Below are 20,203 nucleotides of genomic sequence, written 5' to 3'. Positions count from 1 at the left end.
GATCCAAAGATATGATTGTTAAATCGTACTCCTTAGCCAGACCGGCAATGATCGGCTGGAATTCCTCAGCAAAACTCGAAGTGATGTCCACCGGCCAATCGCGAAGTATGACACCCAATTTTGGCCGACGATGCTCTGGTCGACGGGATCGCATAGCCAAATTCGATGGGCACCAAGCATCTGAGATGAAGGCTAGGTCCGACCCCACAACTGTGGGCGGACTGACAGACAGACTTCTTAAATTGTCGCAGCTCTTGTGATCACGGACCCAGAGGCGATCGAAAGAAGACAATACCGGCAAAGCTTCGAGCAGCTTTCGCGATCCTGAACTAAAAGTTCCAACTCCAATCCCAAGCCCAATTCGACGTTCCGCAGAAATTCTAGGCTTGCCGATCAGACGTCGCAGTGCAGCTTCTGCCCCTACGTAGGCTCCCGCTCCGCTCGCCAAGAGCGCAGCATTTCGAAATCGCTTGAGAACCGAATAGGATGTGAAGTCGAAGAAAGTCCCACCGCCACCATGAAGGATTAGACGATGATGATCGCGTGTGCCGAATGGAACTGGCAAGAAATCGTTTTTTAGCAACCTTGTCGGATAAGCTGCGCCGTGAGGCAGTCGGATACCCACAGAAGCACCGGGCATCATACTTCGTGCTACCTCATGGGCCACTAACATGAGAATGTCATCCCCAAAGTTACCGCGCCCATAATAGCCGAGCAAAACTATTTCTGGAACAGTCATTCGGCAAGACTCAGGATTTGAGCAATCGCTTCCGATGCATTACCTTGACCATATGGATTACGACTTTGAGCCATTTTGGCGTAGCCCTCCGAGTTCATAAGTAAACGCTCTGTTTCAGAAACTATTCGTACTCTGTCAGTTCCGACGATTCTGCTACAACCCGCCTCGACACCCTCCATTCGCTCAGTTTCATTCCTCAAAACCAAGACCGGAACGTTGAATGCGGGTGCTTCCTCCTGAATCCCACCTGAGTCAGTAAGTATAAGGTGCGATTTAGTAATCACATGCACCATTTGATCGTAATCCAGCGGAGCAACTAGGTGCACATTTTTTTTGGACTCTAGCCGTGGACGCAAAATCGAACCCACAACTGGATTGGGATGAACCGGTACAACAAAGTCGAAGTCAGGATACTTGTCCGCAAGTTCCGCAACAGCATCCGAAATATTTTCCATTGGCGAACCAATGTTTTCCCGTCGGTGAACTGTAATCAAAATGGTCTTACGACCAGAATTTTCCAAGAAAGGCAACTGAGAAATAATTTTTTTCTTCCCAAGGGTCATGATTTTCGACATAGAAATCGCAGCGTCAATAACCGTATTACCGACGACGTGGATATTTGCACTCACATTTTCTCGTGTGAGGTTATCTGCAGCCTCTCTCGTAGGAGCAAAATGCCAGTATGCACCAAGGGTGATTACGCGCCTATTAAATTCTTCAGGAAATGGAGCGGACATATTCCCGGTTCGCAACCCCGCTTCCACGTGAGCCACTCGGCACCCGGCATAAAACCCCATAATAGCGCCGATCATCGCCGAAGTTGTGTCCCCTTGCACGACAATCGAGCTTGGAGCCTCCTCCTCAATGACGCGGGCCAGACCAGCGGAGATGCGGGCCGACAACGTCGTTAGCGTTTGACTGGGCTTCATTACATCAAGGTCAATATCAGCCGCCACCCCAAAGAGTTCTAACACACCTCGCGCCATATCCCTATGCTGGCCAGTCAATACCAGACGAGTGGTAATATCATCGCGCGCCTCGAGAGCGCGGTATACCGGCGCTAATTTAATCGCCTCCGGCCTGGTACCGATTATAAGCAGTACTTTCATATTTGATTTCCTTTAATTCCAGAAGAACCCGAGATAACTTCCAACCTGTTACTTATCTCTCTCGTTACATTTCTGGCGCTGTGGGTTTCGTAAGCCTCTTTTGATCCCTCTAGAGAAAAACTTTCCTCCCCCCGATCTCGCATTAACCCCATCAATTTAACAGCGAGCAAATTCGGATCACTTGGATCAAAGGCCCATCCATGCCCAGCTTGGCAAAGTCGATGAGTCTCGCTGCCTCGAGGCGTAATAGCCAATATAGGCTTTCCGGAAGCAATATAATCTAGGTTCTTTGAGGGCATAAAATGAAGAAGCAGTGGATGCTCTCCATCGGGCTCGATTGTCAAAAGAATATCAGCATTAGCCTGCTTTTCTGCAACTTCCTCAAAGGGGATAGGACCGTGAACGAAACACCCGGGAGCCTCCCTGATGCGCCTCGCCATCTCAAGCGACATATTTCCGTAAAAATCAACGCAAATCTGCTCTTTCATGTCGCCTTCATATTTCCTGTGTAAGATTTCTAGCGCATGTAGGAGAGTGGAAGGATTACGGTCACCATAAAGTGCGCCAGTATACACAATGCGAAGTGGTCCCGTGCGCATCTTAGGCCTAGGGGAAAACTTAACTGACGGCATCATGTTTGGTGACACATTGATTTTTCTGCTGTGCTCAGGGTATCGAGCTTTATAGAAATCAGCTTGACCTTGTGTTGTAAGGGCGATCAAATCTGCTTCTAAAAAACATTTCTCTTCGAAAGCTTTGTCTAATGCAGATCGCCAACGTGAACGTTGCCGATAGGGACTACCCGCCCACGGGTCGCTCAAGTGCATCATCCAAGGAAGCCCCGTGAACGATTTTAACCGATAGGCAAGCAAAGCCGCAGAAAATGATCCAGAGCGTGAATATATAACGTCAGGTAGCTCTGAAAGGTTGCACAAGACCCGTCTCGCAAGCCATGGAAGCCAAAATTCACTATCTGGATTTTGGAGAAACGAAAGTCGATGATTAGACAAAATACGGTGGCTGAGGCTGTGAAAGGGTAATTTAGCGGTGATAATATCTACACCTGGCCGCTCTAATAACAAACTTTGATCTTCCCATTGCCACCCCTTAACGATTGGTGTGGTAACGAGAGTAATTCGAACATTTTTCTCTAAGGCGGCAATAAAGCGCCCAACCTGCATCGCTTCCGGGCTATTCTTGGGCGGTGCGGACGGCGCTATCAGCAGTATATGTATCGTGCGAGCCATCAACTCCACTCCCCCTTCTGTTTAGCAGCCCAAAGGCAACCAGAAATCATCAAGGTACAATATAATCCCCTAAGCCCTGCGAGCATTATCGTTGCAGATCGAAGGTCGAAATCCCGAGGCAAAAGCAACATACCCAATAATATAACAAAGGTCCCCGCACCTTCAAATATCATCCATGCATTAATTCTACGATTCACGCGAAAAATACTTAGGACTCCTGTTAAGCCAAAGTTTAGCACTTGGGGAACAGCCAAGATAGCCGCTGTGGAGCCGGCGGCAATCCAATCCTTACCAAACGCGAATTCAAATAATGTTTGGCCGAATAAAATCAATGGCATCATGCATAAGCCCCCTAGAAGAAGATAACCGAGTATGGCCTTTTGAGCCAATTTCGGGAGACTGTCAGGGGCCTCATCTGCCGCACGAACAAAACGATGAAAAACGACCGGGGCTGACGAAAGCGCAACGACCGTAACAGGTAGCGTAATAATTGATTGCGCCAACGTATAATATCCAACTGCTTCGGCTCCCAGGCGAATAGCGAGCATTAGTTGAACCACCAAAACACTCACCATTGGTAGTGCGGCAGCAAAGTTCGATTGCAGGGCAAATCTTCTGTATTCAGAAACAGTTTTTAAAAGAAATTTTGGGTGCGGGCGCCAATTGATCGATTTGCAATCGGGTCGCAACCGTCCTAACTCTATCGTTAAAACCACGTGGACGAAACGACCAATACAATCACCGGCAAGCATTGATGCAGCTAATGGCTGCACGAGCCAGCCTAACAACAGCGCGCCTCCTCGTCCCGTAAAAGCATTGCCAATCCTAGCCGCTGCCTGTGCCGGAAAACGGCCTTTTGCATTTATAAGTGAATCTGCAACACGCTGTGCGCAATGCAGAAACACAAGAATAGGCAGAATTAATAACACTTGCGCCGTTACTCCGGCGGGCAATTTGTATGGAAAAAATTGGACGGCAAGCGCCGCAATTCCGCAAAGCCCGAATAGTACCACCGCAATTTGGACCGCAGCATGCAGGAGGCGGATCTGCTCGTTACCATGCTGTTCGCGCGCCAGTGCCAAGGGTAGTCCGAGCATGCCAAAACCTGCAACTAAAGTCGCTAGCGTCATCATCATCCCGTTGATCCCATAAGCATCGGCGGGAAACAGGCGTGTCATTATTGGTGTAGTCACGAGCGTCAGACCGAGCCCTACGCTACTGGAGCCCACGCTTTGGAAAAAATCCCGTCGAAAGTTAAATCCGCGACTCACGTTCCCTAGAACCTCAGGCTAAGATTTTAGATTTTGAATTCAAAATTATGAAAAGTTCAAAAATACTAATGTGAGCAAAGATTCTGAAATGACCATCATTGCCCCTCCATCCGCATTAAATCAGAGGCGAATATTATCCGTGCTCGGACTGAGGGCGCTTTTTAGGTCGTAAATTACGAATTCATCAGCGCAGAGTTTTCGGATCTCATCTACTCCCATTACCTTGAAGGTTTCATGAGCGACTGCGAGAACTACCGCAGAATAGACGCCAACCTCTAATTTCTGGACTAAGTCCACTCCGTATTCTTTTCTCGCTTCCGCTGGATCAGCCCATGGGTCGTAAACATCAACATTCAACCCATAATCACTCAATTCAGCCATAACGTCGATTACACGCGTATTCCGCAAATCCGGGCAGTTCTCTTTAAAGGTCAACCCAAGCACCAATACCCGCGAACCCGCAACCGGAATACCGCGCTTCAGCATCGCCTTGGCCAACTGTCCCGCGACATAGGCGCCCATCCCGTCGTTGATCCGGCGTCCAGCGAGGATGACTTCGGGATGATAGCCGATCGCCTCGGCCTTATGTGTTAGGTAATAAGGATCGACGCCGATACAGTGCCCGCCAACCAAGCCAGGACGGAACGGCAGGAAGTTCCACTTCGTCCCGGCCGCGCGCAACACCGCATCGGTATCGATCTCAAGGCGGTTGAAGATCTTCGCGAGCTCATTGACCAACGCGATATTGAGATCGCGTTGAGTGTTCTCGATGACTTTTGCAGCTTCGGCTACACGTATGCTTTCGGCCTTATGGGTGCCAGCAGTGACGACCGAGGCGTAGAGCGCATCGACCACATCCGCAGCCTCTGGTGTCGAGCCCGCAGTAACCTTTTTGATCGTGGTCAGCCGGTGCTCCTTGTCGCCCGGGTTGATCCGCTCAGGGCTATAGCCGCAGAAGAAATCCTCATTGAATTTCAGACCTGAAACTCGTTCGAGCACGGGCACGCAATCCTCTTCGGTCGCCCCAGGATACACTGTGCTCTCATAGATCACGATATCTCCCCGCTTTAGAGCGCGGCCCACCGTTTCCGAGGCCTTGATCAGCGGCGTCAGATCGGGGCGCTTATGCGCATCGATCGGCGTCGGCACGGTGACGATGAATATCTTGGCCTCCGCCAACCGCGCCGAATCGTCGGTAAATTCGAGGCGCTGCGCTTCGGCCAACTCTTCGGGAGATACCTCACGCGTATGATCTCGCCCGGCGCACAGCTCGGCGATGCGGTTGGGCTTGACGTCGAAGCCGATAACCGGCCGGCGCTTGCCGAATTCCACCGCAAGCGGGAGGCCGACATAACCAAGGCCAATCACCGCAATCGGACTATCCGCAGTCAATTTCATCTCAAACTGTCCTTCATTTCCCGTAATAGTCTCGGAACCACTCAACAAACTGCGCAATCCCATCTTTGAAATCAGTTTCTGGACGGTAGCCCGTCAATTCTTGCAGCAGCGTCGCATCAGCCCAAGTCGCTGGCACGTCGCCCATCTGCATTGGCATGTAGTTGCGTTCGGCTTTCTGCCCGAGGCAGTCCTCGATCGCATCGATGAAGTCCAAGAGGCGCACTTTGTCGGAATTGCCAATATTCACCACCCGATATGGCGCGACCGGAGACAAGCTATCCCACTCCGGGATCGCGTCGCGCGACACGGGACGCTCTGGAACCGCATCGATAAGCAAACGAATGCCCCGCACGAGATCATCCACATAGGTGAAGTCGCGATACATATCGCCGTGGTTGTAAATATCGATTGGGCGACCATCGAGAATGGCATCAACGAATTTATAGAGCGCAAGATCGGGTCGCCCCCAAGTGCCATAGACCGTGAAGAAGCGGAACATCGTCACCGGCAGGCTCCACAGATGGGCATAAGAATGCCCCATCGACTCGGTCGCCTTCTTCGTCGCCGCGTAGATCGTCAACTGCGTGTCGGCTTTTTCGGTCTCGGTAAAGGGCATCTCTTCATTCGCGCCGTAGACCGAAGAGGTCGAGGCCATCAGGAGGTGTTGCACTTCCAACCGGCGAGCAGCCTCCATGACATTGAAAGTGCCAATCACATTTGCGTCGATATAGGCCCGCGGGTTCTCCAAGCTATAACGCACGCCCGCCTGCGCGGCGAGGTGGACGATTACATCGGGTGTGAACTCATCCGCGACTTGATCGAACAGAATCTGATCTTCGAGCATCCCTTCCGTTGCCGAGAAGCTCTGGCTCTGCAGCAGCATAGCATGGCGACGTTGCTTGAGGCTGACGTCATAGTAATCGGTCATTCCGTCATAGCCGTGAACGCGGAAGCCTTCTGCAAGGAGTAGCTTCGCGAGATGGAAGCCGATAAATCCAGCGGTCCCGGTGATCAGAACGCGCCTTTGGCCTTGTGCCTCAGTCATTTTTTGAATTTCCGTCCGTGTCTCTATTTGCGCCGTGACTAACTTCGGCTTCGAGCGCTTTGATCTCGGCCTTCAGCGCCTCATATTCCGCAACTTTGAGTTCAAGAAACCGGCGCGTCAGAGAGCTTTTTTCGGCAACCCCTTTCGGCGTCAAAATATATGCGTAACGATGCTTGTGTTTTGACGCCGAGAAATTGCCGAGCTTGACTAACCCCTTGTCGACGAATGCTTTAAGGACGTAGTTAATCGCTCCTACACTGATGCCGACATGTTGAGAAAGCTCGCGCTGACTGATTGAAGGCTTCTCTTCGATAAGACGTAGGATGCGATATCGAGCATCCTCGCGAGCTCGGTCCTGAACCTCACTCACCGCGCTTCACCCCCATCAATTGCTACCGCACGAGAACTGACCGCGGTCCGCCTCGTGACAATGGTTTGATCTGATGAATACATGGCGAGCATGGCGTTCAATTTTGAACGTAGCTCATCGCCCGAGGATGCACAACCGAGGAGAAGGAAGCAGCGTGGACCTTTCGGCCATGTCAGCAGAGGACCGCGCAGCGCTGGCCACCTGATGGCGCGCCGCCTCCCGATAGGCAAGCGAAATACATATCTAAAGCAGCTAAGTGCGAAGTTCCGCCCATCACCGCCAAGGTTTGCGCGTTTAAGGCCCTGAGACCTTCATTGAGGAGGACTGGGCACAGCGGAGCAAGAGGCCCCCAACCGAAAGACCACGCTGTGACTGAGGCAGCTCTGCAATCGCTGAATGTAGCCGGAGGGATCAAGAAGGTCATTGCCTGAGCGCGGCTCTGAATTGCGGGTGGCTTTCCATGTCAGCTTTTCTTTTCATAGAGTTGAAAGGGGTAGGAAGAAAATTTGACAGCCCGAGACAAACCATCTCAGCCACGCATTGACGCCGCTAGGATTAAAACTCAGAAGGCAATCGGCTCAAGGAGCTCCGCAATCGTCGCCAACCGGCCACCCTCCCCATATCGTTCGCGCCCCAGCGCATGCCCCATCACGTCGCGCCGGATCCGCTCGTCGATCCCAGCGGCAAGCATCCGATCCTCAAACGCATGCCGCAAGCTGTAGAGAGAGTGCCGCTCGCTCTCCAGGAGGCCAGCATCCCGCAGATAGGTGTTCACGGTGGCACTCAGCGTGGCCGAACTCTCGCGATAACGCGAAAACCCCTCCGGAAACGCTCGCATCGCATCGAGCGACACCCCGTGCAGCGGCATAACGCGCTCCGCATTCTGCGTCTTCAAAACCCGCCCGATCGGCTGCAACAGCAAATGCGGGATCGGATCGTCGAGCAGGATCTCCTCAGGCCGCAGCGCCGCGATCTCGCTCGGACGCAGCCCGGTATTCGCCATCACCAGCAGGATCGCCCGCCCTTGCGGCTCGAGACCATCGAGCGCCCCAGGTGCAAGCAACTGATCCCGGATCCACGCATCCGAGAAGGGTGGCCGCCGCGCCGCCCTGCCTTGCCGGAAGCTAAGATCCCCGAGCGGCAGCTTGAGCCCAAGCCGCTTGTCACGGTTCACGCGCTTGAGCACAGCCCCGAGATGCGTCAGGTCCTTGTTCGCGGAATTCGCCGTGAGCCCCTCGCGCTCCAGCCGCTCCGCCCACCAATCGCGAAAATCGAGAAAATCGTCGATCGTGAGATCGGCCAGCGGCTTGTCTCCGACTACCGAGATGAAATTCTGCACCGCCTTGATATGCGGATAGCGCCACCGTCGAACCTGATCTGCACTCTTGCCCAGGGTCTTGTCGCGCGCGAGCGCCCAGAACAACTCGAGCGCCCGCGACACGGTGATCAGCGGCAACTCAGCCCCGCCAAGAAGCGAGTCGGCCCCGAGCGGATCGCGCATCTCGTCGCCAGCGGTGAGCTCGATCCGCGCAAGCAGCTCCTGCACCGGCAAACGCGCCACCTTGCTTGAATCGAGAAACCGGTAGCCCTGCACCTTCGCAAGCCGCTTGGCCGCAGCGAACCGTGCCTCCGCATCACCCGTCGCGCCTTCGAGCAGCGTCTCCCAGGTCTCGACCTGCCGATCCCACAGGAGCGGCGCTTTCTGTCGCGCCACCGCTTCGGACCCCGTTCGAAGGCTGATCACCACCTCGCGGCGCGGATCGACCGGGGCATAGGCTTTGGGAACCCGCCGACGCAGATGCCATACTTCGCCGCGCTTGGTGATATTCATCGCACACCTCCGGGAAAGGCCCCCCCTGTGTATCACCATGTGTAGCACGAAAGCCGCCCGGACCGGGTGAAAATCCGCCTAAACTATTGATTACGAAAGACCCCGTTGCAATTTTGACTCGCAATCCGGTGCGGATATGTCGGAGAGGAATACCGAACAGAAAACCCCACCAAGGGCAACGTCAGCCCCCCTTCAGCGCGTAAGCAGCAGAATATTTGAGCGCTTCCGGATCGGTCGTCACGAGGGCGGCATATTGCCTCCAGCCGCCTCCGCCGCCCAGAGACGATAGGCACCCAGAAAAGAGCGCACAGGAATCCCGACAGGTTGACCCAAGGAGACGATAGAAAACGGCGCCCGACGGAACCCCGCGCCACTTACATTCTCTATTTCAGGGATTAAAGTGGTGCCCGGAGGCGGATTCGAACCACCGACACGCGGATTTTCAATCCGCTGCTCTACCAACTGAGCTATCCGGGCACTTCGACCTGACGGTCTTGGTGGAGCGGTTACTAGACGAGGGCGCGGGGGCTGTCCAGAGGGATTTGACAGAAAATTCCGCGATCTCGCGAAACGATCTCAGTGCGGCTTTCCGGAGGGCGGGTCCTCGCCGGTGGGGGCGCTCGGGGCGCGCTCTTCCTCCTCGGCGATATCGCCCGGAATGACGTAGGACCCGTTCAGCCAGCGCGCCAGATCGACATCGGCGCAGCGCTTCGAACAGAAGGGGCGGTATTTCGGATCGGCCTCTTTGCCGCAGATCGGACAGCTCATGCGGCGCCCCCTTTTGCGCCCCGCAAAAGGCGCGCGAGCGGCACGCGGTCGCGCTTGCGCTGCATCTCGAAATTGCCCAAGGGCGTCCAGCCGGCGAGCGCGGCCTCGGGCTCGCCCTTGATCGCGCGCTGCAGCTGCTGTTCGAGCGCCTGACGGTCGCGTTTGGGCATCGGCGCGAAGTCGATCGCGATCTGGCCGCCCAGGCCCCGCAGGCGCAGCTGGCGCGGCAATTCGCGGGCTGCGGCGATATTGGCCTTGAGCGCGGCGGCAGGCGTCGTGTCATTGCCGGTATTGATGTCGACGGCGATCAGTGCGCGGGTCGGCTCGATCATCATATGGGCGCCGCCGGGCAGGTTCACGCGCGGGGACAGGAGCGCCTCGATCGCATCCGCAGCACCGTGATCGTCGAAACCACCCTCGATCACCTCGTCGGGGACCGGATCGGCCCAGTCGCGCCAGGCCTCTTCATGCGGGCCGGGCGCATCGACGAGCAGCTCGGGCCCACCCTCGAGATCGCCCGTGACCGCCTCGGCCAGCGCGCGCATCGCGGCGACATCCTCGGCGACCTCTTCGGGCGTGGCATGGGCCGCGACCGAGCGCAGGATCACCCCCATGTCGGAGCCCTCCATCACCTCTGTCGCGACCGATTGCAGCTCTTCGCGCAGGTCCTCCTCGCGGATGCGGCGCGAGACGTTGATGCCGGGCGCGCCGGGGGTGACGATGGCAAGGCGCGACTTGAACAGCACCCGCAGCGTGACGGGAAGCGCCTTGCCCGGCTCGGTGCCGCCCGAGACCATGCAGATCACGCTTTGACCCGGCGCCAGCCCCTTGCCCTCGCGCAGGAAGCCGCGCGTGCCTTGGGGCAGATCGACGAAGACCCCGCCCTGCCCTTTCATCTGACGCCCCACGACGCCGCGCAGGATCGCACCGGGCGCGAAGGGCACCTCGTCGGAGGCATCCACGATCAGGTCTTCCAGCTGGCCATCCACCATCAGCGCGGCCGCTTCGCGACCGCCGATCTCGCCCAGCAGAACCACGCGTCCCTTCATTCCACCTCTCCCCGGATGCCAGCGCTTGCGAGCAGGTTTGCGGTCTCGGCCAGCGGCAGACCCACGACGCCCGTAAACGACCCTTGGATCCACGGCACGAAAGCGCCGCCGCGCCCCTGGATCGCATAGCCACCGGCCTTGCCGTGCCATTCGCCCGACGCGAGATAGCCGTTCACATCCGCGTCGCTGAGCGGCTTGAACTTCACCACCGTATCGACAAGCCGCTCGCGCAGCCCATCAATCGTGCGCACCGCCACCGCAGTCAACACATGATGCCGGCGACCGGACAGCAGCCAGAGAAACTCCGCCGCCTCTTTCTCGTCTTCGGGTTTACCGAGGATTCGGCGCCCGCAGGTCACCGTGGTATCGGCGCTCAGGATGACCTCGTCGTCCGAGATCGTCAGCGCCATCGCCTTCTCGCGGGCCATGCGAGCGACGTAATCGCGCGCAGGCTCACCCTTCAAAGGCGTCTCGTCGATATCGGCCGGGCGCACGTCATGGGGCTCCAGCCCGAGCTGGGCCAGAAGTTCGCGCCGTCGCGGGCTCGCCGAGCCGAGGATCAGCTTCACTTGAAGCGGTAGTTGATACGACCCTTCGTCAGGTCGTAGGTGTTCATTTCCACCTGAACCTTGTCGCCAGCCAGAACACGGATGCGGTTCTTTCGCATCTTGCCCGCCATATGCGCGATGATCTCATGGCCGTTTTCCAGCTCGACCCGAAACGTCGCGTTAGGCAGGAGTTCCTTCACGACACCGGGGAATTCGAGCATTTCTTCCTTGGCCATGGTCACTCCAAAAATCGTTACCCGCGCCAGTTGCGGGCGAGCGTTAAATGCGCCCCTAGGCCGCGAAATTCAAGTAGAATGTCAAGGCTGGGTGGGGTTTCCCGAGGCGATCCGGATTATTTGGGCTGCTTCGGACTGCTCGGACCAATGTTTGTAGGGCAAAACGGTTCCTGCGGTGCGGCTTTGCGCGACGCGATCCAAGTCCACCGTCGCGAAAGTCCAGCCGGGTGAGTCGGGCGCCCCTTCGGCCACGACCCCGCTTTCCGGCCAGAGCCCGTCAGGTGGCGCGAAGATCGCAGCCGTTCCGCGGTTTTCATCAACCGCCGGGCACCAGAGCGCATCGCCCACGGTCGGCGCCTGCACGGTCACGCATTGGTTTTCCAGCGCCCGCGCCATCGCCCCGATCCGCACCCGGTTATAGCCAGCGACGGTGTCGGTGCAGGAGGGCACGAGAATGATCTCCGCCCCCGCCTCGGCCAATGCGCGCGCCAGCAGGGGAAACTCGCTGTCGTAGCAGATCGTGATGCCGATCTTGCCGAGCGCGGTGTCGAAGAGCACCAGCCCCTCGCCCGCGTCGACATGCCAGATCTCGCGCTCGAAACGCGTCATGATCGCCTTGTCCTGATACCCGATCAGCCCGCAGGGGCCGAAAAAGCTCGCGCGGTTCACGCGCTTCGCGCCTTCGATCACCGGGCCGGAAGGGGCAAGAATATGCACGCCACGCTGCGCCGCGAGAGCCGCGAACAGCGCCTCCATCTCCGCGCGTAGCCCGGCGACATGGCTCAGCGAGGCGTCCAGATCGGCGGCCACCTCGGTCCCGCCAAGGCTCGCCAGTTCCATCGCCGCATATTCGGGAAAGACCAGAAGCTGCGCACCCTGCCCGGCCGCCTCGGCGACCCAGGCCGCAACCTTCGCCGCGTAGCCCGCCCAGCCCTCGAACCAGTCGAGCGGATAGGCCGCCGCCGCGATCACCACCTCGCGGCTCACAGCTTGCGCCCCCAGAATTGCAGCGCCTTCTCGGTCTGGTGATCCTCGCCCAGATCGGTCCATTTGAACCGCGCGATCACGCCCTCCATCGGCGCATAGCCGCGCTTGCGCCAGAACCCGTCGAGCGGGCGATAATCGGCAGGCTTCATGGGGTGATCGTCGGGCCGGATCACCGAGCAGAAGACCGAATGGCTGCGCCCCAACGCACGCGCATGGGCCTCGCGGTGATCGAAGAAGGCGTGCCCGAGGCCCTGCCCGCGATAGTCGGGCAGAAGGACCGACTCGGCACAGTAGAACACATCGTCCAGCTTCAACCCGGTGCCTACGAAAGGCGCCGCGAAATCATCGGCGTGATCTTCCAGCGGCGTGCCTGTGGCCGCGCCCACCAGCATCGCTCCGTCGAACGCGCCGACGACCACGGCGGCCTCGCTTTCCCGGTAGCTCTGGACATATCGCCGCTCATACTCTAGCGACCCGTCGTAGATATATGGCCAGTCCCGAAACACCGCGATCCGCAGCCGCGCCACGTCGTCGAGCGCGGCGTCGAGCGCCTCACCGGTCAGCCGCCTCACCTCCATCACGAAACGCCCGGTTGGCCCCGCCCTCGAAGTCGGGGAGGGGTAGGGCCACTTTGCGCCGCCAGCGTTCTCTGATTTAGCACATAGTCGCGAATGACATCGAGTGGGGGCGCACCACAGCTGGCGGCGAAATAACTCGGCGACCAGAGCCCTTTCGGGCAGCGGCCCCGCAAATCCTCGCGGTCACGCAGAAGCAGTCTCGACCCGACACCCTTGAGGGAGTTGACCAGCTTCGCAACAGGGACAGTCGCGGGATATTCCAACAGCAGATGCATATAATCGTCTTTGCCGTCACATTCCGCGAGAGTGGCGCCAAAGTCGCCTGCTACCTTCTCAAAGGCGCGGCGCAGGCGTTGGTGAGCATCAGAATCCAGAAGGCCTCGGCGGGATTTGGTCATAAAGACCAAATGAACCTTTAGAGAGTTAACTACATGTCTTCCTTTGCGATATTCCACCTTGATACATCTCAGGCCAAATGACATAATATAATTATGAAGACGATCCGCGGCCATGTCTACCGGCTCAAGCCGACACCGAAGCAGGAAATTCTGCTCGCCCGGACGGCCGGCGTCACGCGCCTCGTCTACAACCTCGCACTCGAGCAGCGACGAACATGGGGCGGCCGGCGCTATGCCGGCGGCGTGACACGAAGCTTCGGAGCCATGGGGATGTCGCGCGAGCTCTCCGAGCTACGGCTATCCTTCGACTGGATCGGCGCGGTCAGCCAGACAGCTCAGATCCAGGCCCTGATCGACCTAGATCGGGCCTTTACAAATTTTTTCGAAGGTCGGGCCGGATATCCGCGTTCGCGCAAGCGGGGCGAGGCCGACAGTTTTCGCCATGTTGGCCGCGAGATCGCGTTGCGAAAACTGAACGCAAAATGGTCAGAGGTCCGCATCCCGAAGATCGGCTGGATCCGCTATCGCGACACCCGTCCACTGCGCGCGAACGCAGATGGCACAGTCGAGATCCGCAACGCGACGCTCCGGCGCCGCCCCGACAGCGGCTGGGAGATCTCGATCGCGACCCGCTGCGAGATCGAAGAGCGGCCGGTTTCGGCCGCCGCCGTGGGCATCGATCGCGGCGTGGCCGTGCCCTACGCGCTTTCGACTGGGGAGATGGTCCATCTTCCGAATACAGTGAAGCGGCGCCGGGCCGCGATCCGCCGCGCCCAGAAGACGCTGTCGCGCCGCAACCGGGGATCGGCCCGCTATGCGCGGGCACGTCGCCGCCTGGCGAACCTGCGGGCGCGGGACGCTCGGGTTCGCGCCCACCTGTCCCAGGTGCTGTCACGCCGATTGGCGCGGGACCATGGGCTAGTGGCGATCGAGGATCTCAAGATCGGGGCCATGACCCGCTCCGCGCGCGGCACCGCGGAGGCGCCGGGGCGTAACGTGGCGCAAAAAGCCGGGTTGAACCGAGAGATCTTGAACGTCGGCTGGCATGCGCTGGAGCGCATGCTCGGCTACAAGCTACAGGAAACGGGAGGGATCTTGATCAAGGTCCCCGCCGCTTACACCAGCCAGACCTGCGCCGTATGCGGCCATGTGGATGCGAGGAGCCGCGAGAGCCAAGCTCTCTTCGCATGCACCGCCTGCGGCGCGCAAATCAATGCCGATATCAACGCGGCGAAGAATATCCTGTCCCGGGCCCTCGCCCAGGACGAGGATCAGCGGGGGAACACTCCGTTGCTGGACGTGGAGGCTCAGGCATCAGCCGCCCATGAAGCGTCAACTCATCTCGGCCCGGAGCGGTTCGATGCCGCATAGGGCCGAAATGGAAATCCCCGTCCTTCAGGGCGTGGAAGATGTTAAAGATATAGGGCCAGTCCCGGAACACCGCGATCCGCAGCCGCGCCACATCCTCGAGCGCCGCATCGAGCGCTTCCCCGGTCAGCCGCCGCACCTCCATCACGAAACCTGCGCGATCCAGTCGGCGAGGTTGTAATAGGTGACCACCCGCGTGATCTTGCCTTCGTCGAGCGAGAAGAACGCGCCCGCCGGCAGCACATAGCTTTGGCCGCGCGCCTCGGGCAGCCCGTCATCGGTTTCCAGATAGACGCCGTTCACGATGAACTCGGCGGCCCCGCGCGTGCCCGCGTCATTGGCCATGATGACCAAATCCGTCAGATGCTCGCGATAGCAGCGGCTCATATGCTTGTTGAACGCGCGAAACGCCTCGACCCCATGGCGGATCTTGCCCTCGTTCACATGATGCGCGAAGGGCTCGCCCAGCAGCGCCTCCATCCCCGCGGTATCGCCCGCGTTGAAAGCGTCATAGTAACGCGTGATCGTGTCGAGGGCGCGGGCGCGGGGCATGGGCTTACTCCTGAGGCGGGCCGAAGCGGTTGATGATATGGCGGCGGATCTGGTCGCGCGTGTCGCGATAGGCGGCGAGCTTGGCCTCGCGGCTCTCGCCGATGCCGGTCGGGTCGAGGATCGGCCAGTATTCCACGTCGAGATGGAAGAACCGGGTCAGCTCCAGCGCCTGACGCTGCGAGGCGGGCGAGAGCGCGATCACCAGATCGAAGGCCGACAGATCGTCGCCCCATTCCTGAAGCTCGGTGAAACTGCGCGCGCGGTGCCGTTCGAGGTTCACGCCGATTTCGGCCATCACAGCGATGGTGAACCCGTCGATCTCCAGATCGGATTTCACGCCCACCGACTGCACATAGCACTCGGTGCCGTAGAATTTCTTCATCATCCCCTCGGCCATGGGGGAACGCGTGGAATTGTGATCGCACGCGAACAGAACCGAGTTGGGAAGTTCGCCCATTGCGCTTACCTCGGAGCAAGCACTGCGACGAGAGTGAAGAGGCGGCGCGCCGTGTCGATGTCGATCTCGGCCTTGCCTTCGAGGCGTTCCTGCAGAATGCGCGCACCTTCGTTGTGGATGCCGCGCCGCGCCATGTCGATCGCCTCGATCTGGCTCGGGGGCAGCTTCTTCACCGCCTCGAAATAGCTCTCGCAGATCTGGAAATAATCCTTCACCGCCTGCCGGAACGGGCCGAAGGACAGGTGAAACTCCGCCACTTTCGCGCCACTCTCGGTCTGGGTGTCGAAGACCAGCCGCCGGTCGCGCACGCCGAGCGTCAGGGCAAACGGCCCTTCGGGCGCAGGCTGACCGTCCCGGCCCGGAATGTTGAAACTGTTATCTTCCAGCAGGTCGTAGATCGCGACCTTGCGCTCCTGTTCGATCTCGGGCGAGGGCGCGGGAATGCCCCCAGTATCGAGCTGGATATGAGAAATCCGGGCCATCACTGCCCTCCTTCGTCATTGAGCGCATCGAGCCGCGCGCGGACCGACAGCCCATGCGCCTCGAGGCTTTCCGATTTCGCCAGCACCTCCGCCGAGGGACCAATCGCCTTCAGCGCGCCGGGCGTCATCTTCGCCAGCGTCGTGCGCTTGACGAAATCCATCACCGAAAGCCCCGAGGAGAACCGCGCCGAGCGCGCCGTGGGCAGGACGTGGTTCGGCCCGCCGATATAATCGCCGATCGCCTCGGGCGTGTAGGCGCCCAGGAAGATCGCGCCAGCATGGGTGATCGCCTCGGACAGCCAATCGGGATCGGCCACGCAAAGCTCCAGATGCTCAGGTGCGACCCGGTTCGACAGCTCGGCGGCTTCCATCAGGTCGCGCGCCACGATCACCGCGCCGAAATCGCGCCAGCTCGCGCCCGCGATCGCACGACGCTCCAGCGTTTCGAGCCGTTTCTCGACCGCCGCCACGACCGCCTTGCCGAAGGCCTCATCGGTAGTGATCAGGATCGCCTGCGCGCTCTCGTCATGTTCCGCCTGGCTCATCAGGTCGAGCGCGATCCAGTCCGGATCGCCCGTGCCATCCGCGATCACGAGGATCTCCGAGGGCCCCGCGATCATGTCGATACCGACGCGCCCGAATACGCGCCGCTTGGCGGCGGCGACAAAAGCGTTGCCCGGCCCGGTGATCTTGTCGACGGGCGTGATCGTCTCGGTCCCGTAGGCCAGCGCCGCGATCGCCTGCGCGCCGCCCACCCGGTAGACCGTATCGACACCCGACAGTTGCGCGGCCAGCAGCACCAGCGGATTGACCGCCCCGCCCGGGGTCGGACAGGCGACCACCAACCGCTCCACGCCTGCGACCTTCGCCGGGATTGCATTCATCAGCACCGAAGAGGGATAGCTCGCGAGGCCACCGGGCACATAAAGTCCCGCCGCCGAGACCGGCCCCCAGCGCCAGCCAAGCTCCGCCCCGCTCGCGTCGATCCAGCGTGCGTCATGCGGCATCTGACGCTCGTGATAGGCGCGGATGCGTTCGGCCGCGAGTTCCAGCGCCGCGCGCTCTTCGGCGGGCACCTTGGCCACTTCCGCCGCGATCTCCTCGGCCGAGAAGGCCAGCGTCTCGGGCGTCAGTTCCAACCGATCGAATTTGGCGGTCAGTTCGATCAGCGCCGCGTCGCCGCGCGCGCGGATATCCGCGATGATCCCGGCCACGACCGCATCCACATCGGGGCTGTCCTCGCGCTTCATACCCAGAAGCTCGACAAATCGGGCCTCGAACCCATCCTCGCGCGTGTCAAGAAAATGCGGCATCGACAGTCTCCTATTCCGCCTTTCGGATTAGAGGCTCCGCGAGCCCCCCGCAAGCGCCGCCCCTGCCGATGAAGACATTTCCGCTTCGCCTTTGTGAAAATATCCCCGCCGGAGGCATCCCCGACCGCAAAGCGCGGCTCAGTCGGGATGATGCGGCGCGTGTCCCGAGGGCGCGCGATAAGGCCGCTCCACGTCGCGCAGATCGACATCGAGGCATTCGACATCTGCCGCCAAGGCGCCATCCCCGGCCAGCGTCAGGGTGACACGCCCCGCCCCGTCGTCTTTCTCCTCGAAAGAGATATCGAGGATCGACAGCACCACATCGCGATCCGAGCGATCAATCCCCATGCTCGCGACATGGGTCACGTCCGACAGCACCAGAAGCGCGCGCACGCGTTCGTAAGGGCGTTTCTCGGCCTCTGCCGCCGTCTTGTCTTCCCAGCGGAAACGGTTGATCAGCAGCGCCAGCCTGCGGGCCTTGGCCTCCCAGGCGATCTCGGTGATGGGCAGGATCGCGTCCTGTACCAGCGCGGCGATCACCGCGAGGTCTTCCTTGGTCTCGGCGCGCAGCGCAATCGCGCCTTCGCCACCATCTTCGAATTTCGCGTCACGGGTCATGGGCCACCTCTGCTACTCGATATGGGAAGACCGGGCGCGATTGCCAGTCACTCAGCTTGCTTTCACGCGCTCGATATGGGCACCGACGCCCTTGAGCTTCTCCTCGACCCGCTCATAGCCGCGATCGAGGTGATAGACGCGGCTGACCACCGTTTCGCCCTCGGCGGCGAGCCCTGCGAGAATCAGCGACACGGAAGCGCGCAGATCGGTCGCCATGACCGGCGCGCCTTTCAGCTTCTCGACGCCGTGCACGGTCGCGTGCCCGCCATGCACCTCGATATTCGCACCCATCCGCATCAGCTCGGGCGCATGCATGAAGCGATTCTCAAAGATCTTCTCCTCAAGAACCGACGTCCCCTCGGCGGTGCACAGAAGCGCCATCATCTGCGCCTGCAAGTCGGTCGGGAAGCCGGGGAAGGGTTCGGTCACCACGTCGACCGCGTGGATGCGGCCATTCTTGCGGCTCACCTTGACGCCCGTATGGGTCTGCTCGACCGAGACACCGGCGGCGTCGAGCTTCTCGCAGAAGCTCTCGATCAGGTCGATCCGTCCGCCCAGACACTCCACCTCGCCGCCGCAGATCGCGGGTGCAAGCATATAGGTGCCCAGCTCGATCCGGTCCGCGACGACCGGGTGCGTCGCACCATGGAGCCGGTCCACGCCCTCGATCACGATCTCCGAGGTGCCGTCGCCCTCGATCTGCGCCCCCATCGCGCGCAGGCATTTCGCGAGATCCACAATCTCCGGCTCGCGTGCGGCATTCTTCAGCACCGAGGTGCCCTTCGCCAGCGACGCCGCCATCAGGAAGTTCTCGGTCGCACCGACAGAGGCGAAACGCATCTCATGGACGGCGCCTTTCAGCCCGCCCTTCGCCTCGGCATGAAGATAGCCGTCCTTCAGCTCGATCTCCGCACCGAGCGCCGAGAGCGCATCGACATGAATATCCATCGGGCGCGCGCCGATCGCGCAGCCGCCGGGCAGCGACACGACCGCATGGCCCAGACGCGCCAGCAGAGGGCCAAGCACCAGATTCGACGCCCGCATCTTCCGCACGATGTCGTAATCGGCGACCGGGTTGATCTCACCGTGGCACGAGGTCGCCAGAACCTTGCCGTCCTGCAGCGCCGTCACCTCGGCCCCGAGAGAGGCCAGAAGCTCGGTCATCGTGCGAATGTCGGAGAGGCGCGGCGCATTGGTCAGCGTCAGCGGCTCGTCGCTCAGAAGCGTCGCCGGCATCAGTGCCAGACAGGCGTTTTTCGCGCCCGCGATCGGGATTTGCCCGGAAAGCGGCCCGTTGCCGCGCACGACGATGCTATCCATCTCAACTGCCCTCGTTCTCGTTATCCTTGGGCGCGGAGCTGGCGGATTTGCGCGCGCGCGCCTGTGCCTTGCGCCGGTGCAAATTCGCCCGTAGCGCTTCGGCGCGGCGCTCCTCGCGGCTCATCTGCGCCTCGCGGGACTTGCCCGATCCGTCTTTGTCTTCGCCCGTCATGGCGCCCCGTTTAACGCGACCTGCAAATCCTGTCGAGAGAGAGCAAGATTTACCCTTGCACCCCTCGGCGATTGCGTCTAAATCCCCGCCCACGGTCGAAGCGACGGACCGAAAACCGGCGCTGCTGTAGCTCAGCGGTAGAGCACTCCCTTGGTAAGGGAGAGGTCGAGAGTTCAAGTCTCTCCAGCAGCACCACTTCCCCCCTCAAAGAAGTTACCCGCGATTCGTTGTCGAAGTGCTTGCGCCTTGCGCAGCGCAGCCGGGCCTCTGCCGCCCTGCGCCCGTGGTCCTCTCGGCTTTGCATCGACAAAGAAAGGGCCACCTCTCGGCAGCCCTTTCCCTGTTTC

General features: G+C 59.7%; 22 protein-coding genes, 2 tRNA genes and 1 pseudogene. 2 read left to right on the top strand and 23 right to left on the bottom strand.

The window, feature by feature from the left end:
* Positions 1 to 735 precede the first annotated feature (735 nt).
* The 15 genes from wecB to tnpA form a co-directional block, all read right to left on the bottom strand.
* Entirely contained in the window at positions 736 to 1,848 is a 1,113-nt protein-coding gene (gene wecB / locus BMI90_RS11505) for a UDP-N-acetylglucosamine 2-epimerase (non-hydrolyzing) (protein WP_078529478.1), read from the bottom strand.
* A complete protein-coding gene (locus BMI90_RS11500) occupies positions 1,845 to 3,095 on the bottom strand; it encodes a glycosyltransferase (RefSeq protein WP_210401942.1) in 1,251 nt (416 codons plus the stop codon). Before BMI90_RS11500 ends, wecB begins: the two co-directional genes overlap by 4 nt.
* Positions 3,095 to 4,324: an oligosaccharide flippase family protein gene (locus tag BMI90_RS11495; RefSeq protein WP_281491813.1), complete on the bottom strand. Its 1,230-nt coding sequence runs from the start codon at positions 4,322 to 4,324 to the stop codon at positions 3,095 to 3,097. The genes BMI90_RS11500 and BMI90_RS11495 overlap by 1 nt, the downstream gene beginning before the upstream one ends.
* Before the next feature lie 162 nt (positions 4,325 to 4,486).
* Complete coding sequence (gene tviB / locus BMI90_RS11490; RefSeq protein WP_078529474.1) at positions 4,487 to 5,764, bottom strand: Vi polysaccharide biosynthesis UDP-N-acetylglucosamine C-6 dehydrogenase TviB; 1,278 nt, start codon at positions 5,762 to 5,764, stop codon at positions 4,487 to 4,489.
* Positions 5,765 to 5,777: 13 nt separating this feature from the next.
* Positions 5,778 to 6,809 carry a GDP-mannose 4,6-dehydratase gene (locus BMI90_RS11485; RefSeq protein ID WP_078529472.1) on the bottom strand — a complete coding sequence of 344 codons (1,032 nt, stop codon included), beginning with the start codon at positions 6,807 to 6,809 and terminating at the stop codon, positions 5,778 to 5,780.
* Complete coding sequence (locus BMI90_RS11480) at positions 6,802 to 7,179, bottom strand: MarR family EPS-associated transcriptional regulator (RefSeq protein WP_078529471.1); 378 nt, start codon at positions 7,177 to 7,179, stop codon at positions 6,802 to 6,804. The genes BMI90_RS11485 and BMI90_RS11480 overlap by 8 nt, the downstream gene beginning before the upstream one ends.
* Positions 7,180 to 7,741: 562 nt before the next feature.
* Positions 7,742 to 9,010, bottom strand: a complete 1,269-nt coding sequence (locus tag BMI90_RS11475; protein WP_078529470.1) for a DUF6538 domain-containing protein — start codon at positions 9,008 to 9,010, stop codon at positions 7,742 to 7,744.
* Between the two features lie 401 nt (positions 9,011 to 9,411).
* Positions 9,412 to 9,487: transfer RNA gene (locus tag BMI90_RS11470), tRNA-Phe, on the bottom strand.
* A 99-nt stretch (positions 9,488 to 9,586) separates the two neighbouring features.
* Positions 9,587 to 9,778, bottom strand: coding sequence for a DNA gyrase inhibitor YacG (yacG, locus tag BMI90_RS11465; RefSeq protein WP_078529469.1), 192 nt, complete (start codon positions 9,776 to 9,778; stop codon positions 9,587 to 9,589).
* A complete protein-coding gene (locus BMI90_RS11460) occupies positions 9,775 to 10,827 on the bottom strand; it encodes a ribonuclease E/G (protein WP_078529468.1) in 1,053 nt (350 codons plus the stop codon). The genes yacG and BMI90_RS11460 overlap by 4 nt, the downstream gene beginning before the upstream one ends.
* Positions 10,824 to 11,396, bottom strand: a complete 573-nt coding sequence (locus tag BMI90_RS11455) for a Maf family protein (protein ID WP_078529467.1) — start codon at positions 11,394 to 11,396, stop codon at positions 10,824 to 10,826. The genes BMI90_RS11460 and BMI90_RS11455 overlap by 4 nt, the downstream gene beginning before the upstream one ends.
* Positions 11,393 to 11,611 (bottom strand): translation initiation factor IF-1, encoded by a 219-nt coding sequence (gene infA / locus BMI90_RS11450; RefSeq protein ID WP_010397442.1) that lies wholly within the window; start codon positions 11,609 to 11,611, stop codon positions 11,393 to 11,395. The genes BMI90_RS11455 and infA overlap by 4 nt, the downstream gene beginning before the upstream one ends.
* A gap of 81 nt (positions 11,612 to 11,692) precedes the next feature.
* Positions 11,693 to 12,586: a carbon-nitrogen hydrolase family protein gene (locus BMI90_RS11445; protein ID WP_078529617.1), complete on the bottom strand. Its 894-nt coding sequence runs from the start codon at positions 12,584 to 12,586 to the stop codon at positions 11,693 to 11,695.
* An 8-nt stretch (positions 12,587 to 12,594) separates the two neighbouring features.
* Complete coding sequence (locus tag BMI90_RS11440) at positions 12,595 to 13,176, bottom strand: GNAT family N-acetyltransferase (RefSeq protein ID WP_078529466.1); 582 nt, start codon at positions 13,174 to 13,176, stop codon at positions 12,595 to 12,597.
* Positions 13,176 to 13,658: an IS200/IS605 family transposase gene (gene tnpA, locus BMI90_RS11435; RefSeq protein WP_246831544.1), complete on the bottom strand. Its 483-nt coding sequence runs from the start codon at positions 13,656 to 13,658 to the stop codon at positions 13,176 to 13,178. Before tnpA ends, BMI90_RS11440 begins: the two co-directional genes overlap by 1 nt.
* Positions 13,659 to 13,667: 9 nt before the next feature.
* On the opposite strand from tnpA, the gene BMI90_RS11430 reads away from it, so the two are divergent.
* Positions 13,668 to 14,945 carry an RNA-guided endonuclease TnpB family protein gene (locus BMI90_RS11430; RefSeq protein WP_078529465.1) on the top strand — a complete coding sequence of 426 codons (1,278 nt, stop codon included), beginning with the start codon at positions 13,668 to 13,670 and terminating at the stop codon, positions 14,943 to 14,945.
* Positions 14,946 to 14,988: 43 nt separating this feature from the next.
* On the opposite strand, the pseudogene BMI90_RS18960 reads toward BMI90_RS11430, so the two are convergent.
* The 8 genes and pseudogenes from BMI90_RS18960 to BMI90_RS18745 all read right to left on the bottom strand — a co-directional run.
* Positions 14,989 to 15,087, bottom strand: a pseudogene (locus BMI90_RS18960) (GNAT family N-acetyltransferase); the annotation flags it as partial.
* Positions 15,087 to 15,494, bottom strand: coding sequence for a ketosteroid isomerase-related protein (locus tag BMI90_RS11425; RefSeq protein WP_078529464.1), 408 nt, complete (start codon positions 15,492 to 15,494; stop codon positions 15,087 to 15,089). The pseudogene BMI90_RS18960 and the gene BMI90_RS11425, both read right to left, overlap by 1 nt.
* Positions 15,495 to 15,498: 4 nt before the next feature.
* On the bottom strand, positions 15,499 to 15,951 hold the full coding sequence (locus BMI90_RS11420; RefSeq protein WP_078529463.1) for a low molecular weight phosphatase family protein: 453 nt from the start codon (positions 15,949 to 15,951) through the stop codon (positions 15,499 to 15,501).
* 5 nt (positions 15,952 to 15,956) lie between these two features.
* Positions 15,957 to 16,433: a UPF0262 family protein gene (locus tag BMI90_RS11415; RefSeq protein WP_038073687.1), complete on the bottom strand. Its 477-nt coding sequence runs from the start codon at positions 16,431 to 16,433 to the stop codon at positions 15,957 to 15,959.
* Complete coding sequence (gene hisD / locus BMI90_RS11410; RefSeq protein WP_078529462.1) at positions 16,433 to 17,746, bottom strand: histidinol dehydrogenase; 1,314 nt, start codon at positions 17,744 to 17,746, stop codon at positions 16,433 to 16,435. Before hisD ends, BMI90_RS11415 begins: the two co-directional genes overlap by 1 nt.
* A 138-nt stretch (positions 17,747 to 17,884) precedes the next feature.
* A complete protein-coding gene (locus BMI90_RS11405; protein WP_078529460.1) occupies positions 17,885 to 18,364 on the bottom strand; it encodes a DUF2948 family protein in 480 nt (159 codons plus the stop codon).
* A gap of 51 nt (positions 18,365 to 18,415) precedes the next feature.
* The gene (gene murA, locus BMI90_RS11400) at positions 18,416 to 19,684 is read right to left on the bottom strand and encodes a UDP-N-acetylglucosamine 1-carboxyvinyltransferase (protein ID WP_078529458.1); all 1,269 of its coding nucleotides are present in this window, start codon (positions 19,682 to 19,684) and stop codon (positions 18,416 to 18,418) included.
* A gap of 1 nt (position 19,685) precedes the next feature.
* Positions 19,686 to 19,856: a hypothetical protein gene (locus tag BMI90_RS18745; RefSeq protein ID WP_158521731.1), complete on the bottom strand. Its 171-nt coding sequence runs from the start codon at positions 19,854 to 19,856 to the stop codon at positions 19,686 to 19,688.
* Positions 19,857 to 19,976: 120 nt separating this feature from the next.
* Between BMI90_RS18745 and BMI90_RS11395 the strand changes: the two genes are divergently transcribed.
* Positions 19,977 to 20,051, top strand: a tRNA-Thr gene (locus BMI90_RS11395).
* Positions 20,052 to 20,203 lie beyond the last annotated feature (152 nt).

Source organism: Thioclava sp. L04-15 (assembly GCF_002020275.1).
Taxonomy (GTDB): Bacteria; Pseudomonadota; Alphaproteobacteria; order Rhodobacterales; family Rhodobacteraceae; genus Thioclava; species Thioclava marina.
This window is presented reverse-complemented; position numbering and strand designations above follow the sequence as displayed.

What these genes read in the sequence shown, in the direction of transcription:
- wecB (WP_078529478.1), bottom strand. Translation starts at nt 1,848, where the DNA reads ATGAAAGTACTGCTTATAATCGGTACCAGGCCGGAGGCGATTAAATTA.
- BMI90_RS11500 (WP_210401942.1), bottom strand. Translation starts at nt 3,095, where the DNA reads ATGGCTCGCACGATACATATACTGCTGATAGCGCCGTCCGCACCGCCC.
- tviB (WP_078529474.1), bottom strand. Translation starts at nt 5,764, where the DNA reads ATGAAATTGACTGCGGATAGTCCGATTGCGGTGATTGGCCTTGGTTAT.
- BMI90_RS11485 (WP_078529472.1), bottom strand. Translation starts at nt 6,809, where the DNA reads ATGACTGAGGCACAAGGCCAAAGGCGCGTTCTGATCACCGGGACCGCT.
- BMI90_RS11475 (WP_078529470.1), bottom strand. Translation starts at nt 9,010, where the DNA reads ATGAATATCACCAAGCGCGGCGAAGTATGGCATCTGCGTCGGCGGGTT.
- yacG (WP_078529469.1), bottom strand. Translation starts at nt 9,778, where the DNA reads ATGAGCTGTCCGATCTGCGGCAAAGAGGCCGATCCGAAATACCGCCCC.
- BMI90_RS11460 (WP_078529468.1), bottom strand. Translation starts at nt 10,827, where the DNA reads ATGAAGGGACGCGTGGTTCTGCTGGGCGAGATCGGCGGTCGCGAAGCG.
- infA (WP_010397442.1), bottom strand. Translation starts at nt 11,611, where the DNA reads ATGGCCAAGGAAGAAATGCTCGAATTCCCCGGTGTCGTGAAGGAACTC.
- BMI90_RS11440 (WP_078529466.1), bottom strand. Translation starts at nt 13,176, where the DNA reads ATGGAGGTGAGGCGGCTGACCGGTGAGGCGCTCGACGCCGCGCTCGAC.
- tnpA (WP_246831544.1), bottom strand. Translation starts at nt 13,658, where the DNA reads ATGTCATTTGGCCTGAGATGTATCAAGGTGGAATATCGCAAAGGAAGA.
- BMI90_RS11430 (WP_078529465.1), top strand. Translation starts at nt 13,668, where the DNA reads ATGAAGACGATCCGCGGCCATGTCTACCGGCTCAAGCCGACACCGAAG.
- BMI90_RS11425 (WP_078529464.1), bottom strand. Translation starts at nt 15,494, where the DNA reads ATGCCCCGCGCCCGCGCCCTCGACACGATCACGCGTTACTATGACGCT.
- BMI90_RS11420 (WP_078529463.1), bottom strand. Translation starts at nt 15,951, where the DNA reads ATGGGCGAACTTCCCAACTCGGTTCTGTTCGCGTGCGATCACAATTCC.
- BMI90_RS11415 (WP_038073687.1), bottom strand. Translation starts at nt 16,433, where the DNA reads ATGGCCCGGATTTCTCATATCCAGCTCGATACTGGGGGCATTCCCGCG.
- hisD (WP_078529462.1), bottom strand. Translation starts at nt 17,746, where the DNA reads ATGCCGCATTTTCTTGACACGCGCGAGGATGGGTTCGAGGCCCGATTT.
- BMI90_RS11405 (WP_078529460.1), bottom strand. Translation starts at nt 18,364, where the DNA reads ATGACCCGTGACGCGAAATTCGAAGATGGTGGCGAAGGCGCGATTGCG.
- murA (WP_078529458.1), bottom strand. Translation starts at nt 19,684, where the DNA reads ATGGATAGCATCGTCGTGCGCGGCAACGGGCCGCTTTCCGGGCAAATC.
- BMI90_RS18745 (WP_158521731.1), bottom strand. Translation starts at nt 19,856, where the DNA reads ATGACGGGCGAAGACAAAGACGGATCGGGCAAGTCCCGCGAGGCGCAG.